The organism is Stenotrophomonas sp. Steno-C18 (assembly GCF_056393195.1).
In genome coordinates this window covers 82,977-99,514 of record NZ_JBWJOX010000004.1, presented here as the reverse complement: position 1 = coordinate 99,514, position 16,538 = coordinate 82,977, and the positions used below count along the sequence as shown (strand labels likewise).

General features: G+C 68.9%; 15 protein-coding genes. 9 read left to right on the top strand and 6 right to left on the bottom strand.

Annotated features, from left to right (window positions below; genetic code table 11):
- Nucleotides 1–146: 146 nt before the first annotated feature.
- A complete protein-coding gene (locus AC06FE_RS09800; protein WP_478072940.1) occupies nucleotides 147–2,102 on the bottom strand; it encodes a DEAD/DEAH box helicase in 1,956 nt (651 codons plus the stop codon).
- Between the two features lie 185 nt (nucleotides 2,103–2,287).
- Here AC06FE_RS09800 and AC06FE_RS09795 point away from each other — a divergent pair, with 185 nt between their 5' ends.
- Nucleotides 2,288–2,509: an RNA-binding S4 domain-containing protein gene (locus tag AC06FE_RS09795; protein WP_132864591.1), complete on the top strand. Its 222-nt coding sequence runs from the start codon at nucleotides 2,288–2,290 to the stop codon at nucleotides 2,507–2,509.
- A gap of 126 nt (nucleotides 2,510–2,635) precedes the next feature.
- Here the strand turns inward: AC06FE_RS09795 and ubiM are convergent, their stop codons facing one another.
- The 3 genes from ubiM to AC06FE_RS09780 all read right to left on the bottom strand — a co-directional run bounded on the left by ubiM (nucleotide 2,636) and on the right by AC06FE_RS09780 (nucleotide 5,764).
- Nucleotides 2,636–3,814 (bottom strand): 5-demethoxyubiquinol-8 5-hydroxylase UbiM, encoded by a 1,179-nt coding sequence (ubiM, locus tag AC06FE_RS09790; protein WP_478072939.1) that lies wholly within the window; start codon nucleotides 3,812–3,814, stop codon nucleotides 2,636–2,638.
- A 205-nt stretch (nucleotides 3,815–4,019) separates the two neighbouring features.
- The gene (locus tag AC06FE_RS09785) at nucleotides 4,020–4,550 is read right to left on the bottom strand and encodes a DUF4019 domain-containing protein (RefSeq protein ID WP_478072938.1); all 531 of its coding nucleotides are present in this window, start codon (nucleotides 4,548–4,550) and stop codon (nucleotides 4,020–4,022) included.
- 77 nt (nucleotides 4,551–4,627) lie between these two features.
- Nucleotides 4,628–5,764 carry a COG3904 family protein gene (locus AC06FE_RS09780; RefSeq protein WP_313255413.1) on the bottom strand — a complete coding sequence of 379 codons (1,137 nt, stop codon included), beginning with the start codon at nucleotides 5,762–5,764 and terminating at the stop codon, nucleotides 4,628–4,630.
- 165 nt (nucleotides 5,765–5,929) lie between these two features.
- On the opposite strand from AC06FE_RS09780, the gene AC06FE_RS09775 reads away from it, so the two are divergent.
- The 3 genes from AC06FE_RS09775 (at nucleotide 5,930) to AC06FE_RS09765 (ending at nucleotide 9,355) form a co-directional block, all read left to right on the top strand.
- On the top strand, nucleotides 5,930–7,393 hold the full coding sequence (locus tag AC06FE_RS09775) for an AlkA N-terminal domain-containing protein (protein ID WP_478072937.1): 1,464 nt from the start codon (nucleotides 5,930–5,932) through the stop codon (nucleotides 7,391–7,393).
- Nucleotides 7,394–7,395: 2 nt separating this feature from the next.
- On the top strand, nucleotides 7,396–7,905 hold the full coding sequence (locus AC06FE_RS09770; protein ID WP_478072936.1) for a methylated-DNA--[protein]-cysteine S-methyltransferase: 510 nt from the start codon (nucleotides 7,396–7,398) through the stop codon (nucleotides 7,903–7,905).
- A 196-nt stretch (nucleotides 7,906–8,101) separates the two neighbouring features.
- A complete protein-coding gene (locus AC06FE_RS09765) occupies nucleotides 8,102–9,355 on the top strand; it encodes an alkaline phosphatase family protein (protein WP_478072935.1) in 1,254 nt (417 codons plus the stop codon).
- 59 nt (nucleotides 9,356–9,414) lie between these two features.
- Here the strand turns inward: AC06FE_RS09765 and AC06FE_RS09760 are convergent, their stop codons facing one another.
- The gene (locus tag AC06FE_RS09760; protein WP_132864598.1) at nucleotides 9,415–9,594 is read right to left on the bottom strand and encodes a 30S ribosomal protein THX; all 180 of its coding nucleotides are present in this window, start codon (nucleotides 9,592–9,594) and stop codon (nucleotides 9,415–9,417) included.
- A 108-nt stretch (nucleotides 9,595–9,702) separates the two neighbouring features.
- On the bottom strand, nucleotides 9,703–10,116 hold the full coding sequence (locus AC06FE_RS09755; protein WP_192286378.1) for a MerC domain-containing protein: 414 nt from the start codon (nucleotides 10,114–10,116) through the stop codon (nucleotides 9,703–9,705).
- A 146-nt stretch (nucleotides 10,117–10,262) separates the two neighbouring features.
- Between AC06FE_RS09755 and AC06FE_RS09750 the strand changes: the two genes are divergently transcribed.
- From AC06FE_RS09750 to AC06FE_RS09730, 5 genes are all read left to right on the top strand, one after another.
- The gene (locus tag AC06FE_RS09750) at nucleotides 10,263–12,452 is read left to right on the top strand and encodes a TonB-dependent receptor (protein WP_478072934.1); all 2,190 of its coding nucleotides are present in this window, start codon (nucleotides 10,263–10,265) and stop codon (nucleotides 12,450–12,452) included.
- Between the two features lie 146 nt (nucleotides 12,453–12,598).
- A complete protein-coding gene (locus AC06FE_RS09745; RefSeq protein WP_323438125.1) occupies nucleotides 12,599–13,030 on the top strand; it encodes a MarR family winged helix-turn-helix transcriptional regulator in 432 nt (143 codons plus the stop codon).
- Complete coding sequence (locus AC06FE_RS09740; RefSeq protein ID WP_478072933.1) at nucleotides 13,027–14,247, top strand: MFS transporter; 1,221 nt, start codon at nucleotides 13,027–13,029, stop codon at nucleotides 14,245–14,247. The genes AC06FE_RS09745 and AC06FE_RS09740 overlap by 4 nt, the downstream gene beginning before the upstream one ends.
- A 76-nt stretch (nucleotides 14,248–14,323) precedes the next feature.
- Nucleotides 14,324–14,878: a TetR/AcrR family transcriptional regulator gene (locus AC06FE_RS09735; protein WP_478072932.1), complete on the top strand. Its 555-nt coding sequence runs from the start codon at nucleotides 14,324–14,326 to the stop codon at nucleotides 14,876–14,878.
- Nucleotides 14,875–16,536 (top strand): MFS transporter, encoded by a 1,662-nt coding sequence (locus AC06FE_RS09730; protein WP_478072931.1) that lies wholly within the window; start codon nucleotides 14,875–14,877, stop codon nucleotides 16,534–16,536. The genes AC06FE_RS09735 and AC06FE_RS09730 overlap by 4 nt, the downstream gene beginning before the upstream one ends.
- Nucleotides 16,537–16,538: the final 2 nt, after the last annotated feature.

The following is a 16,538-nucleotide window of genomic DNA, read 5'->3' as shown; positions in this document are numbered from 1 at the left end:
GGGCGGATTATCGCAACAACCCACTGACAGCAGCACGTGAAATCTGTCGCGTGTTCAGCTTGTCGTCTGCGTGCAGCGTGCCGGCATGAAACAGAACAGCCCCGGTTTCCCGGGGCTGTTCAGGCAGGCAGGTGCCGGCGTGGGACTCAGAACTTGCGCGGGCCACGCGGCGGCTTGTTGAAGCCACCTTCACGGCGCGGACGCTCGCCCGGGCCACCCGGACGCGGGCCGGGACGGCCGCCCGGCTTGCTGTCCTTGTTGAAGCGCGGCTTGAACGACGGGCCGGCGTTGACGTCCTCGCCCGGCTCGACCTTGCGCATCTGCAACTGCTGGCCGGACACCCACACCTTCTTCAGGTGCTGCAGCACGTCGCTGGGCATGTCGGCCGGCAGGTCCAGCACCGAGTGGCCGTCATGGATGTCGATGCGGCCGATGTAGCGGCTTTCCAGGCCGGCCTCGTTGGCGATGGCGCCGACGATGTTGGCCGGCTTCACGCCGTGCTGGTGGCCCACTTCGATGCGGTAGGTCTCCATGCCGAATTCCGGGGCGCTGCGCGGCGGCATCTCGCGGCGCGGACGCTCGCCGAACTCACCTTCGCCACGCGGCGGGCGCGGTCCGCGCTCGTCGTCCTGGCGCGGACCACGCTCGAAGCGCGGCTCGAAGCGGGCCGGACGCTCACCACGCTCCTCGCGCTGGCGCGGGAAGCCGCCATCACGCTGCGGACGCTCGGAACGCTCCGGGCGATCGCTGCGCGGCTCGCGGCGCTCGCGCACCGGCGGGGTCAGCAGGAACGGGGCATCACCCTGCAGCAGCTTGGCCAGCGCGGCGGCGATGTCGATGGCCGGCACGTTGTGCTCGCCTTCGTAACGCTGCAGCAGGTCGCGGTAGAAATCCATGTCGCCGCCGGCCAGGGTCTGGCTGATGCGGTCCATGAACTTGCTCACGCGGTGGTCGTTGACCGCGTCCACGCTCGGCAGCTGCATCTCTTCGATCGGCTGGCGGGTGGCACGCTCGATCTGGCGCAGCATGCCCTTCTCGCGCGGGGTGACGAACAGGATCGCCTCGCCGCTGCGGCCGGCACGGCCGGTACGGCCGATGCGGTGCACGTAGCTTTCGGTGTCGTACGGGATGTCGTAGTTCAGCACGTGGCTGATGCGCTCCACGTCCAGGCCGCGTGCGGCCACGTCGGTGGCGACCAGGATGTCGAGCTTGCCTTCCTTCAGCTGGCCGATGGTGCGCTCGCGCTGGGCCTGCTGCATGTCACCGTTGATGGCGGCCGCGGCCAGGCCACGCGCCTGCAGCTTGCCGGCCAGTTCCTCGGTGCCGGCCTTGGTGCGCGCGAAGATGATCATCGCATCGAAGGTTTCCACCTCCAGGATGCGGGTCAGCGCGTCCAGCTTGTGCATGCCCGCCACCCACCAGTAGCGCTGGCGGATGTTGGCCGAGGTGGTGGTCTTGGACGCAATGGTCACTTCCACCGGGTCGCGCAGGTAGGTCTGGGCGATGCGGCGGATCTGCTGCGGCATGGTGGCCGAGAACAGCGCGACCTGGCGGGTCTCCGGCAGCTTCTTGAGCACGGCCTCGACGTCGTCGATGAAGCCCATGCGCAGCATTTCGTCGGCTTCGTCCAGCACCAGCGTCTTCAGCTCGGACAGGTCCAGGGTGCCGCGGTCCAGGTGGTCGATGACGCGGCCCGGGGTGCCGACCACGACGTGCACGCCGCGGCGCAGCGCCGACAGCTGCTGGCCGTACGGCTGGCCGCCGTACACCGGCAGCACGCGGAAGCCCGGCATCGAGGCCGAATAGGTCTGGAACGCCTCGGCGACCTGGATGGCCAGTTCGCGGGTCGGGGCCAGCACCAGCACCTGCGGCTTGGTGGCGGAAAGGTCGATGTTGGACAGCACCGGCAGCGCGAAGGCACCGGTCTTGCCGGTACCGGTCTGCGCCTGGCCGAGCACGTCGCGGCCTTCCAGCATCGCCGGGATGGTGGCGGCCTGGATGGGCGACGGGGTCTCGTAACCGACGTCGGCGACCGCTTTCATCACAGGCTCTGAGAGGCCGAGATCTGCGAACAGCAGCGGCGCGGGGGATTCTTGGGACATGGGAACTCCGGGGGCACCGCCGCGAACGGGCGGGCGAAAAGACGCATATTGTGCGCCCAGAACCCCCTTGCTGTCGCGGGGTTTGCCGATGTCCGTTCAGCTTGCCACCACATGGCCAACGGGTTCAGCCCCCTGCCCGGCCGGCCTTGCCGCACAATAGCGCCCGTTTTTTACCCGGGAACACCATGCAGACCATCGATTTCGAACTGGACCGCGAGTACGTGGAACTGAAGCAACTGCTCAAGCTCACCGACCTGGTGGCCAGCGGCGGCGAGGCCAAGATGATCATCGGCGAGGGCCAGGTGAGCGTGGATGGCCAGATCGAGCTGCGCAAGGCCTGCAAGATCCGCGCGGGCCAGCAGGTCGAGCTGGGCGACGTCCGCATCCGCGTCCTGGCCGCCGAATAACACCTGCAGCAGCGGCCTGGGCCGCGAAACCGATGGCGCTGCCGCCCTGCCGGCGCCTTGCGATGACGTGCATCAGGGCAGCGGACGGGACGCCAGCCTCGCGGCCGGGGGCTCCTATCCGGTGGATCAGGCCAGGCGCTGGGTCAGGTGCCCGGCGATCATTTTCCTGAACGGAACCAGCCCATGCGCGGCCCGCAAGGCGGCCCCGCGCAGCAGCCGGGCCGGCAGGCGGCTGTCGTTGTAGAGGGTGGCGATGGCATTGGTGGCCTCGTACAGCGGCCGGGTCGCCAGCCGGTGGCTGCGCTCGTAGCGGCCCAGCAGGTCCGCCTCGCCGATGTCCCCGCCCCGCTGCGCCGCCGCAGTGACCAGGTCCGCCAGCCGCTGCTGGCTCTGCAGGCCGAAGTTGAAACCGTGCGCGGTGACCGGATGCATGCCCACCGCCGCGTCACCAACCAGCGCATGGCGCGGGCCGACGAAACGGCGCGCATACACGCCGACCAGCGGGTACACATGGCGGGTGCCGGCCGGCACCATCTCCCCCAGCCGGCGTTCGAAGAAGCCGGTGACGACGGCACCGAACTGCGCCGCATCCATCGCCATCAATGCCTGGACCTGCTGCGGCGGCAACGTGATCACCGCCGAGGCCTGGTTGCGCGGCAACGGCAGCATCGCCAACGTGCGGCCGTAGCCGAACCATTCCCAGGCTTCATGGTGATGCGGCCGTTCGCATTGCAGGCGGCAGACCAGCATCGACTTGCCGAAGTCACGCATCTGCGCGCCGATCCCCATCATCCGCCGCGTGCTGGAGAAGCGGCTGTCGGCCGAGACCACCAGCCGGGCCTGCAGGCGGCGCCCATCGCCCAGGGTGACGGTGTTGCCGGCGGTGCCGGTTTCGATCGCGGTGACCGAGGTGCCATCGAGCAGCTCCAGCCCCTGCTGCCCCTGCACCACCTCCCAGGCGGCCTTGCGGATCAGGTGGTTGGGCACCAGCCAGCCCAGTTCATCGACGTTCTCGCGCTCGGCGGCAAAGCCCAGCGCGAACGGCGAGCTGCCGTTCATGACACGGGCACTGCGCAGCGGGGAGATCTCGGCCGGGTCGATGCATTGCCACATGCCCATGGCCTGCAGGATCTGCCGCGAGGCGTGGGTCAGCGCGATCTCGCGCCCGTCGAACGCCGGCTCGGCCAGCGCGGCCGCGCTCTGGGGCTCGACCAATGCCAACGACAGGCCGCTGCCGGCCAGGCTCCGGGCCAGGCTCAATCCCGCCGGCCCGGCACCGACCACCAGTACATCCACCTTGCGCATATCCAGCTCCGCTTTCGCACTGGAGCGCAGGGTAGGCCGCGCGATGTAAGGATTCATTGATCTGGATCAGCCACCCGTGGGAGCGGCTCCGGCCGCAAGGCCGGAAACGCCGGACCACCGCGACCACCTCCGCCATCGTGGGAAGGCCAGTCGTCGCGCCGGGGGATAGCTCAGCCAGCGTCGCGGCCGAGGCCGCTCCCACCGGTCAGTTGGTCGCCGCGCGCACGCTGTAGCCCGAGGTGCGCCAGACCTTGTCCTCGTCCAGGCGGAAGGACACCAGTTCGCGCACCGGCTGTGCGTTGTTGGCGAAGCGGGTCGGGAAGCTCACGTTGATATAGATGCCTTCCGGCACCGCCGCGCCTGCCGGGTACTGCACGCGGGTGATCGAGGGCTTGCCGCGCGACACCAGCGCACCCAGCTTGGTGCGGTCGGAGCTGATGTTGCTGGCGAACTGGTCCCGCGTCACCGCCTTGCGGGCCACCCCGGAGGCCCCGTCCCAGACTTCGGCGGCCTTGTTGCCATCGACCAGCTGCGCCACGCGCTGCGCGGCCTGCGTCATCTGCGCGTCCTGCTGGGCCACCTGCGCCTGCTGCGCGGCACTCAATGCCGGGCCCGGTGCCCGCGTGGCCTGCGTTGCGGCGGCGGCCGGGGCAGCGGCCGGCGCGGGGGCCGCCTGCTGCGCCAGGGCATTTCCACCGACCAGGGACAGCAGCACCAACAAATGACTGGGACGCATGATTGGCTCCATGACGCGTTCGCTTGAAGGGACGCTCATCCAATCATGAAAGCGCGACCGGCGTTGTAAATTTCAGGTCAATGCTGGCCGGCCGGCGCATTCAGCTGGGCAGCGGCGGCCGGCGCGGTGGCCGGCACCTGCGGGTCAGGCGTGGCCTCCAACCGCGGCACCAGCAGGGCGGTGTCGATTTCCGACAACGGGCTTTCGTCCGGGCACACCTCGTCCGGGAAGCCGAACTGCTCCTTCAGCGTCTGCCCGCAGTTGTTCACCGCTTCCAGGTCGGCGCCTTCAACCTTGCACTCGCGGTCGAAGGCGATCAGGAAGGCGTCCTTGCGGCGCACGAAGTCGTCGCCGCACTTGCGCATCTGCTTGATGCGCTCCAGGTCGTCCTGCACCGCATTGGTGCCGTCCAGGCCGTACTGCTTGAGCTCGTCGCTGGTCAGCAGGCGCAGGCTGCGGTTGGGCACGGTCATCATCAGGTCGGCCACGCCCACCGCCACGCCGTTGCGCTGCAGGTAGTCCTTCACGTTGTCGTAGACCTCGTGCAGCTCCTTGTTCAATTCCGCACGCGAGGTGGCGGTGGAACTGATGCGCATCATCCGGTGGATGCCCACCTTGCCGGAGATCAGCCGGTTGTCGCCGGCGGCCAGCACGAACACGCAGGCACTGTGGCAGATCGAGCCTTCGCGCACCCAGATGGTCCAGCCGGACTCACCGATGCTGTCACCGGCCACGATCGCCGCTTCCACCTGCCCGCCGCTGGAGTCCAGGTCCAGGATGCGCTTGCCGATCTTCATCGCATCGGCCACCACCGCCAGCCGCGACACCAGCCCGGCGAAGGAAGGGTTGATCTTGCCCGCATAGCGCACGCGCACCAGCCCGCGCTCCTTGCACGGCTCCAGCGCGGCGTCCAGGCTCTTGCGGTCCAGCGCCTCGAGCGCGGCGCCATCACCGTTCTCGCCGCTGTAATCGGTGTCGCAGCTCACCCATGCCTTGCCGTTCTCCAGCACCAGCTCCGGCCATTCACGGTCCTTGGCCGGCACCACCACCGGCGGCGGTGGCGGCGCGTCGGCGGCGTTGATCGAGACCATGTGGTCGCCATCGGCCGCCAACGCCGTGGCCGGGTCGGCCACCGGCTTCTTCTCCTGCTCCTGCCCATTGCAGGCCAGCAGCCCGACACACAACAACGGCGACCACCAGAATCTGGGCAACATAGGAATGCAATCAGGTCCATGCAGGGCGCAGGCGCGCCGGAAAGTGCACACAGTCTAGTGCCCCTTGGCGCGATGTCCTCAATTGAACCTAAACAACGGTTCGTCATGAGCATTGATGTCCGGAAATGGCCAGTCAGCACGGTCCGATCGGCCTAGACTGGCCGCATGCACAATCCAGCCCTGCCCAGCTACGAGCAATGCGAACAGGCGCGCCTGGCGCGGGACGCCCGCTTCGACGGGCTGTTCTTCACCGCCGTGCGCAGCACCGGCATCTACTGCCGGCCGGTCTGCCCCGCCCCGCCGCCACAGCGGCGCAACGTCAGCTACTACCCCAGCGCGGCGGCGGCCACGGCCGCGGGCTACCGCCCGTGCCTGCGCTGTCGCCCGGAGCTGTCCCCGGACGACGCCAGCCTGGTGCAGGACCACACCCTGCACCGCGCCCTGGCACTGCTCAACGAAGGCATCCTGCAGGACCAGCCGGTCGATGCGCTGGCCCAGGCCATGGAACTGAGCCCGCGCCAGCTGCAGCGGCTGTTCGTGGCCCGGCTTGGCGCGACCCCGGCGCAGCTGCATTCCACCCGCCGCCTGCTGCTGGCCAAGCAGTTGCTGACCGAGACCGCGCTGCCGGTGACGCAGGTGGCGCTCGCCGCCGGCTTCAACAGCCTGCGCCGCTTCAACAGTGCCTTCCTCGCCGGCTGCGGCATGCCGCCCAGTGCACTGCGCAAGCAGCATGGCGCGGTGCCCGGCGGCGAGCCGGTGCTGCGGCTGGCCTACCGCCCGCCGCTGGACTTCCCGTTGATGCTGGCCTTCCTGCGCAAGCGCTCGCTGCCGGGCATCGAGTGCATCGGCCCAGACAGCTACCAGCGCGTGATCGTCAGCAACGGCAGCGCCAGCCTGATCCGGGTCACCGCCGATCCCCGCCGGCCGGAGCTGCGGCTGCAACTGGGCACGACCGACCCCCGCGCGATCCCGGCCATCGTCGCGCGGGTGCGCCGGGTGTTCGACCTGGATGCCGACCTGGGCACCGTGCATGCCACGCTGGCGCAGGAGCCGCTGCTCGCCCGCGGCATCGCCCGGCGTCCGGGGTTGCGCCTTCCCGGTGGCTGGGACGGCTTCGAGGTCGCCGCGCGCGCGGTGCTCGGCCAGCAGGTCAGCGTGGCCGCCGCCACGACCCTGGCGCGACGCCTGGTGGACCGCTTCGGCGCGCATCTGGACGGCATGCCGGAAGGGCTGGACCGCCAGTTCCCGACGCCGGAGGTGCTGTTGGACGCACCGCTGGAATCGATCGGCCTGCCGCGCACGCGTGCAGCCACCCTGCGCGCCATTGCCCGCGCCTGCGCCGAAGGCCACCTGGACTTCAGCCGCGCGCAGACGCTGGAGCATTTCGTCCAGCAAGCGGTCGGCCTGCCCGGCATCGGGCCGTGGACCGCGCATTACATGGCATTGCGGGCGATGGGCATGCCCGATGCGTTCCCGGCCGGCGACCTGATCCTGCAGCAGGTGCTGGGCGAAGGCCAACGCCTGAGCGAACGCGACACCGAACGCCGCTCGCAGCCGTGGCGGCCGTGGCGTGCCTACGCCGTGCTGCACCTGTGGCATCTGGCCGCGGAAACGAACAAGGAGACCTGACCATGACGATCTACTACGACCGCTTCGACAGCCCGATCGGCCCGCTCACCGTCGCCGCCGACGAGAACGGCGTGCGCCACATCCTGTTCGCCGAGAACCGGCACGACGCCAAGGGACGCGAGCAATGGCAGCGTGACCCGGACGCGGTGGCCGAGCCGCGGCGCCAGTTGTTGGAATACCTGCAGGGCAAACGCCGCCGGTTCGACCTGATCCTGGCCCCGGCCGGCACCGACTTCCAGCTCGATGTCTGGCAGATGCTGGCGCAGATCCCGTTCGGCGCGACCTGGAGCTACAAGGAACTGGCCGAGCGCCTGGGCAAACCCACCGCCACCCGCGCGGTCGGTGCCGCCAACGGTCGCAACCCCTTGCCGATCGTGCTGCCCTGCCACCGGGTGATCGGCAACAACGGCGCGCTGACCGGCTTCGGCGGCGGCCTGCCGACCAAGGTCGCGCTGCTGAAACTGGAAGGCGTGCCGGTGGAAGATGAGCGGGTGCCGGATCTGTTTGGTTGAGGCCTGCCGGCCGGGGCAGGCAGCGCCATTGCCCCCGGCCCTCCCTTCGGCGCCGCCAGGGACAGGGCCAGGGAGGCCCGCCTCCCAACCTGGCGTTTCGCCCTGCCCATCGCCATCACGCCAACCACCCAACCCGGCAAGCTCCCGCCCCCAAAGTCGTATTCGTCGCGTCATGCGCGCGAACTATCATGCGCGGATGACTTCGTACCGCCTTCCGCTCCTGTTGCTGGGCACCAGTCTGCTGGTTGCCTGTGCCTCCTCCCCGCATCGCGCCCCGGCCGATTCCACTCCGCCCGCCACTGTCATCCTGCTGTCCATCGACGGACTGCGCGCGGACATGCTCGACAGCGGCAACAGCCCCAACCTGTCGCGCCTGGCGCGCGAAGGCGTGCGCTCGGTGGGCATGCGCCCGTCGTACCCGTCGCTGACCTTCCCCAACCACTACACCCTGGTCACCGGGCTGCGCCCGGATCACCACGGCCTGATCCACAACAGCATGTGGAGCGACGCGCTCGGCCAGTTCCGCGTGGGCGATTCGCAGTCGGTCCGCAACGCGACCTGGTGGGAGGGTGGCGAGCCGATCTGGGTCTCGGTCGAGAAGGCCGGCTACACCAGCGCGACCTGGTCCTGGCCCGGCAGCGAAGCCCCCATCCACGGCATCCAGGCCAGCCTGCGCCACCCCTACGATGAAAGCGTGGCGCTGCCCGAGCGCATGCGCACGGTGCTGTCCTGGCTGCATGGCGCGCCCGGCGTGCAGAAGCCGCGCTTCATCGGCGCCTACATGGAGCAGGTGGACAAGGCCGGGCATGCACACGGCCCGGACTCCCACGAGTACGCCGCCGCGCTGCGCCAGGTCGATGCCGCCATCGGCGTGCTGATCGACGGCCTGGCCCGCGAGGGACAACTCGACCGCACCAACCTGATCGTGGTCTCCGACCATGGCATGGCCAACGTGGCCGCCGACCACGTCGTGGCCACCGAAACGATGGTGCCGCCGGAGGTGGCACGTGTGGTCTCCGAAGGCCAGTCGGTCGGTTTTGCACCGCTGCCGGGCCAGCAGGCGGCGGCGGAACAGGCCCTGCTCGGCCGCCACGCCCACCACGAATGCTGGAACAAGGCCGACCTGCCCACCCGCTGGCATTACGGCAGCAATCCGCGCGTGCCGGCCATCGTCTGCCAGATGGACGAAGGCTGGGATGCGTTGACCCCGGCCTCGCGCAGCAAGCGCTCCCCCGGGATGCGCGGCTCGCACGGCTATGACCCGGCCCTGCCGTCGATGCAGGCGGTCTTCATCGCCCGTGGCCCGGCATTCGCGCAGGGCAAACAGCTCACCGTTTTCGACAACGTCGACGTCTACCCGCTGCTGGCGCGTCTGATCGGTATTCCCGCGCAGCCCAATGACGGCGACCCGCAGGCACTGCAACAGGCGCTGCGCGCTCCCGCCCACTGAAACCCGGGCACAAAAAAAGCGGCGCAAGCGCCGCTTTTTTCTTGCCACGCCAGGCCGGATCAGCCGGCCTTGGCCACCGTCTTCTTGGCGACGGCCTTCTTGGCCGGGGCCTTGGCGACAGTCTTCTTGGCGACCGGCGCAGCTGCGCCCACGGCCACCTTGTTCACGTGCGAGCGCGAATTGCCGTAGCTGGCGTTGTAGCGCTTGCCCTTGGCGGTCTTACGGTCACCCTTACCCATGTCGTCAACTCCTTCAAGTATGAAATCCAAAAAAACCCGTCCGGGACGGGTTCGGCAGGCTCGCAACCGGCTCACCTGCGCCTGAGATGAGAGCCTAGCATGCGTGATTCAATGTGCGCAGCTGGCATCGTGCACGTGGTGATGGTTCAAGCGCAGGTTCAGCAGGTGCGCCAAGGCCACCAGGACGCCGCCAAGCGTCATCACGATGGCATGCGGCACCTGCGAATGATGCAGCTCGGCATGCAGCAGCCCGGCCCACAGCAGCGCCAGCCCCGGGACCAGCACCGCCAGCGCGCGCAGCGCGCGGTGCCGGTAATAGCCCCACAACAGGCTGGCCAGGCCCAGCACGGTGACGAAGATCACCACGGTCAGCTCGACGCTGTCGCTCAGCCAGAACGACAGCCCCAGCGACGGCGCGATCGCCAGCAGGGCCGGCAATACCGCGCAATGCACTGCGCACAACAGCGAACCGGTGGCTCCGAAGCGGTCCAGGTACTGACGTAACGCGGCAGGCAGGGGCATGACTTTCAGCAGGGTCGGCGAATCGTTATGGAATAATATAACATAATCGTCAGCCCGCCAGTCCAAGCCTTCGATCACCTCCCCCATCGCCGTGGGTTTCCCACACCCCTCAGTTGATACACAGTAACAAAAGAGACATCGCCACCATGCCTATCTCCCAACGCCCCCTCCGCCGCCACCTGCTCAGCCTGGCCCTGGCCAGCCTGCTGCCTTCGGCCGCCTACGCCGCCGACAATGACGCCGGCCCCCAAAGCCACAACCTGACCGAGTTGTCGGCGGTCAAGGTCACCGCATCGCCGTTGCAGGGTTCGGCCGACTCGCTGGCACGCCCGGTCGACGTGCTGGCTGGTGAGCGCCTGGACGAGCAGAAGTCCGGCACGCTCGGCGATACCGTCGGCAAGCTGCCCGGCGTGCAGAGCACCTTCTTCGGCCCCGGCGTGGGCCGCCCGATCATCCGCGGCCAGGAAGGCCCGCGCGTGCAGGTGCTGTCCAACGGCGTCGGCAACATGGATGCCTCCACCGTCAGCGCCGACCACGCCACCAGCATCGAACCGTTCCTGGCCGACCAGATCGAGGTGCTCAAGGGCCCGGCCACATTGCTGTTCGGCAGCGGCGCGATCGGTGGCGCGGTGAACGTGGTCGATGGCCGCATCGCCAGCGAACTGCCGGACCGCCCGCTCAGCGGTCGCGCCGAGCTGCGCGGCAATTCGGTCAATGACGAGCGCAGCGGCATGTTCCGGCTCGATGGCGTGAACGGCAACTGGGTGCTGCATGTCGACGGCCTGGTCCGCAACGGCGACGACTACCGGATCCCGGGCTATGCCGTCATCGATGGCCTGGAGGAACACGACGGGCACGACCACGACGAAGCCGATGCGCCACGCCGCGGCACCCTGGACAACAGTTCCATCCGCACCCGCGCCGGTGGCGTCGGCGCAACCTGGCTGGGCGAAGGCGGCTACTTCGGCGTGTCGGCCGGCACCTACCGCACCAACTACGGCATCCCCAACGGCGCGCACGTGCACGCCGACGATGACCATGGCCATGACCACGACGACCATGGCCACGACCACGAGGAAGAAGGCGGCGAGCACGATGTCCGCATCGACATGGTGCAGAACCGCTTCGATACCAAGGCCGGCATCTACGACCCGACCGCGTTCCTGAAGAACATCAACCTGCGCATCGGCTACACCGACTACGAGCACACCGAGCTGGAGGCCGGCACGCCGTCCACCCGCTTCACCAACCGCGGCATCGAAGGCCGGCTGGAAGCGGTGCAGCAGCCCATCGCCGGCTGGGACGGCGCCTTCGGCCTGCAGTTCAGCAACGGCGACTTCGGCGCCAAGGGCGAGGAAGCCTTCGTGCCGGACACCGGCACCCGCAGCCTGGGCCTGTTCGTGCTGCAGGAAAAGCAGTTCGGCCCGTTCAAGCTGGAACTGGGCGGCCGCCATGACCAGGTCAAGCTCGACCCGGCCGACGGCTATCGCCCACGCACCTTCGACGCGACCAACCTGTCGGCCTCCGGCATCTGGAAGCTCAATGATGCGGTGGACCTGCGCTTCGGCCTGGACAGCTCCGAGCGCGCGCCGACCAACGAAGAGCTCTATGCCGCCGGTGCCCACATCGCCACCCGCTCGCTGGAACTGGGCGATGCCAACCTGAAGACCGAGCGCGGGCAGCGTGCGGAACTGGGCATCCACACCCACACCGACCGCCTGGACTTCACCGCATCGATCTACCAGACCAGGTTCAAGGACTTCATCTACCTGGCCGACACCGGCGTGACCGAATCGCTGCCGGTGCGCCAGTGGACCCAGCAGGACGCCACCTTCAAGGGCGCCGAGGCCGAGGCCACCGTGCACATGTTCGAAGGTGACAGCGGTGACTGGGACCTGCGCCTGTTCGGCGACTACGTGAAGGCCGAACTGGATGGCAGCGGCAGCCGCCGGGTCGACATCGCCGTCCCGCACGGCGACCACAACCACAACTACACCGTGGACCTGGCCAACAGCGGCTACCTGCCGCGCATCCCGCCGACCCGCTTCGGCGCCGACCTGCGCTGGTCGCGCGACGGCTGGCGTGCCTCGGTGGGGGCGGTGCGTTACGGCAGCCAGAAGGATGTCGCGCAGAACGAGGAACCCAGTGCCGGCTACACGCTGGTGGATGCACACTTCGCCTACCGCTGGGACCGCAACGCCAGCAACAGCTACGAGGTGTTCCTGGATGGCAGCAACCTGACCAACCGCGAAGCACGCCCGCACACCTCGCTGCTGCGTGACTACTCGCCGTTGCCCGGCCGTGGCGTCGCCTTCGGCATCCGCGCCTGGTTCTGAGCCCGGACAGGCAGGTGCCGGGCATGCCCCGGCACCTGCCTTCCCATCCAAGGGCCAGCACAGCACCGCAGCGTTCCATCCCACCGCGCCCCGATATAGGTGCATATGCACCTATAATCGCGTCCACCGTTTCCCCGGATCCCGCGATGGACGCCACCCGCCCCTGCACCTGCTTCCAGCTGCGCCGTGCCGCGCGCCGGGTGAGCCAGCTCTACGACCAGCACCTGGCCGCCGCAGAGCTCAGCCTCAACGCCTATTCGATCCTGCGCCGCGCGCGGGACCCGCGTCCGCTGGGGGAACTGGCCGACGCCCTGGGCATGGACCGCACCACCCTCACCCGCAACCTCAAGCCGCTGATCGAGGCGGGACTGGTGCAGACCCGACCGGGCAAGGCCGATCCCCGCCAGCGCCAGGTCCTCACCACCGCCGCCGGCATGCGTCGCCTGCACAAAGCGCTTCCGCTGTGGCAGCAGGCGCAGGATGAAGTCCAGTCGCGTTTCGGCAACGCGGCCACGTCCCAGCTCAACCAGCAGCTCGAAGCACTCGCCCGCGCGCTCGAGCCGGAGAGCCGCGCATGAGCGCCACGCCCCTGCAACGCACGCCCTGGGGCATCCTGCTGGTGGCCTCGGCCCTGCTGATGGTGACCATGGGCGTGCGCCAGACCAGCGGCCTGTTGATCGATCCGATCCACGTCTCCACTGGCCTGGGCATCGCCCAGATCAGCTTCTCGCTGGCCATCGGACAACTCGTCTGGGGCGCGGTGCAGCCGGTGTTCGGCGCGCTGGCCGACCAGCGTGGCCCCCTGCCGGTACTGGTCGGCGGTGGCCTGCTGCTGGCTGCCGGCCTGGCGCTGGCCACGTGGGTGCCGACCGCCTGGGGCCTGAACCTGAGCTTCGGCCTGCTGCTTGCCGCCGGTGCCGGTGCCGGTGCCGGCAGCTTCTCGGTGCTGATCGGCGCCAGCAGCTGGCGCATCCCTCCTGCCCGGCGCTCGATGGCCGCCGGCATCATCAACGCCGGCGGCTCCCTCGGCCAGTTCCTGTTCGCGCCGCTGGTACAGGTGCTGCTCACCGCCTTCGGCTGGGTGCGCACGCTGTACGCGCTGGCGGCCATCGTGCTGGTGTCCCTGCCACTGGCCTGGCCACTGCGCCAGCGCGCACCGCGGGTGGAAGGCGGCGCCGACGGTGAGGCGCTGGGCGTGCAGCTGCGCCGGGCACTGCGCGACCGCAGCTACTGGTGCCTGCACCTGGGGTTCTTCACCTGCGGCGTGCACATCGCCTTCCTGGTCACCCACCTGCCCGGCGAGATCGCCCTGTGCGGCCTGTCGCCAACCGTCTCGTCGATCTCACTGGCGCTGATCGGCCTGTTCAACGTCGCCGGCAGCCTGATCATCGGCGCGCTGGGCGAACGCTTCCGCATGAAGTGGCTGCTGTTCTGGATGTACCTCAGCCGCGCGGTGCTGATCATGGTCTACCTGCTGTCACCGCCGACACCCACCACCTTCTACCTGTTCTCCGCCGCGCTGGGCTTCACCTGGCTGGCGACGGTGCCGCCCACCGCGGGCCTGGTCGGCAAGCTGTTCGGGCCGCGCCACATGGGCACGCTGTTCGGCCTCACCCTGCTCTCGCACCAGATCGGCGGCTTCTTCGGCGCCTGGCTGGGCGGCGTCGCGCTGGAGCATGGCGGCGACTACAGCTGGATGTGGTACGGCGACATGGTGCTGGCGGCACTGGCCGCGCTGGTCAACCTGCCGATCCGCGAGCAGGCCCCGCGTCCGGCGGCGCTGGCCGCGAGCTGAATCGCCCAGAACCGGGACAGCGGGTTTCACATCGCGCCGATTGAAATCGGACATTTTTGTCCGGATCATGATCTCCATGCCCTCCTTACGTTCCGACGCTGCCGCTCGTCGCGCCCTGCTGTTGGACGCTGCCGACGCCGTGTTCGGCGAGCATGGCATCACCGCCCCGTTGGACCTGGTGATCGAGCGGGCCGGCGTCGGCCGCGCCACGCTGTACCGCAACTTCCCGGACCGCGCCGCGCTGATCAGCGCCATGCTGGAGCGCTCGGTGGCCCAGCTCCAGGCCCACATCGCCGAACTCGGTGCGCGCGACGACGCCCTGTTCGAACTGCTGGCCGGCATGGCCGGGCGCATCGTGCAGTCGCCGGCGCTGGCCGACTACTGGCGTGCGGTGGACCAGGATGATCCACAGGTGCGCGATGCCCGCCAGCACGTGCTGGCGCTGATGGAGCCCGCCCTGGAGCGCGCCAAGGCCGCCGGCTTGTGCCGCGCGGACATGCAGCTGCGCGACATCTCGCTGATCTCCAGCATGCTCGGCGCCGCCCTGCGCGGCCGTGACCGCGACGAACGTACGGTCCTGGCCAAGCGCGCGCTCGAACTGCTGCTGCCCGGGCTGGCCACCACGCCATGACCACGCTCACGCCCCTGAAGCCGATCCCGGACTGGGAGGACCACGAGAAACCCACCCTGCCCGGTGGTGCCTCGATGCCATGGCACCCGCCGCACCGACGTGCCGCCTATGCGGCGGTGGCGGTGCTGGTCGCCGTCACCGGCGGCCTGGGCAACGCGCTGATCACCGCCAACCTGCCGTGGATCACCGGCCAGATGGGCCTGCAGGCCACCGAGGCGAACTGGCTGGTGGCCGCGTACATGATGGTCAACGTCAGCGCCAACCTGCTGGTATTCAAGTTCCGCCAGGAATACGGCATCCGCCTGTTCGCCGAGATCGGCCTGGGCGTGTACGCCGCGCTGGCGGTGCTGCACCTGTTCGTCGGCAACCTCACCACCACCTTGCTGGTGCGTGCCGGCAGCGGCTTCGCCGGCGCGGCCTGCACCACGCTGGGCACGCTGTACATGCTGCAGGCGCTGCCACGCAAATACGTGGGGCAGATGCTGGTGGTCGGCATGAGCCTGTCGATGCTGGCCACGCCGTTGGCCTGGCTGCTTTCGCCCGGCCTGCTCGATCATGGCGAATGGCAGAACCTGTATCTGTTCGAAGCCGGGTTGGCACTGTGTTCGTTCGCCGCCATCGTGGTGCTGAAACTGCCCCCCGGCATCCAGATCAAGGTGTTCGAGCCAGCCGACTTCCTGACCTTCGCGCTGATCGCCCCCGGCCTGGCGCTGCTGGTGATCGTTCTCAACCAGGGCTTCGTGCGCTGGTGGTTCGACACGCCCTGGCTGGGATGGGCACTGGCCGCGTCGGTGGTGTTGATCACCACCGGGTTATGCCTGGAACACCAGCGCCGCAACCCGCTGCTGCAGGTGCGCTGGCTGATGGGCCCGACCATGCTGCGTTTCATCGCCGGTGCGTTCCTCATCCGCTTCCTCACCAACGAGCAGAACTACGGCGTGATCAACATGCTGCGCACGCTGGGCATGGGGCCGGACCAGATGGCGCCGTTGTTCGCTGTGATCCTGTGCGGCGTGCTGGTCGGCATCGCGGTCGGCGCGCTGACCTTCGGCCCCAAGGCACTGATCCCGCAGTTGCTGGCCTCGATCATCCTGCTCGGCAGCGCCGCCTTCCTCGACCAGCACCGCACCAGCCTGGACCGTCCGATGGACTTCGCGTTGAGCCAGTTCCTGGCGGCGGTGGGCAGTGGCATGTTCATGGGCCCGTTGATGCTGATCGGCATCCGCCAGGCGATGGCACGCGGGTTGGACCACATCGTGTCCTTCGTCGTGGTGCTGTCGCTGACCCAGAACTTCGCCGGGCTGGCCGGCTCGGCCCTGCTCGGCAGCTACCAGCTGCATCGCGAACACGTCTACTCCAGCGCGCTGGTCAGCCAGCTCGACGCCGCCGACCCACAGGTGGCGCAACGCCTGCAGCAACAGCAGCAGGCCTACGCCCGCCTCATCACCGATCCGGTACAACTGCGGGCGCAGGCCAGCGCCGCGCTGGCGACCACCGCCAGGCGCGAAGCCAACGTGCGCGCGTTCAACGACGTGTTCGCGCTCAGTGGCTGGGTCGCCATCTGCTTCCTGAGCTGGCTGCTGCTGGAAGTGACATTGCGCAACCCCCGCGTCAAACAGGCGATCCGGCCCGGCAAGGCCACGCCGTCCTCCCGTTGAGG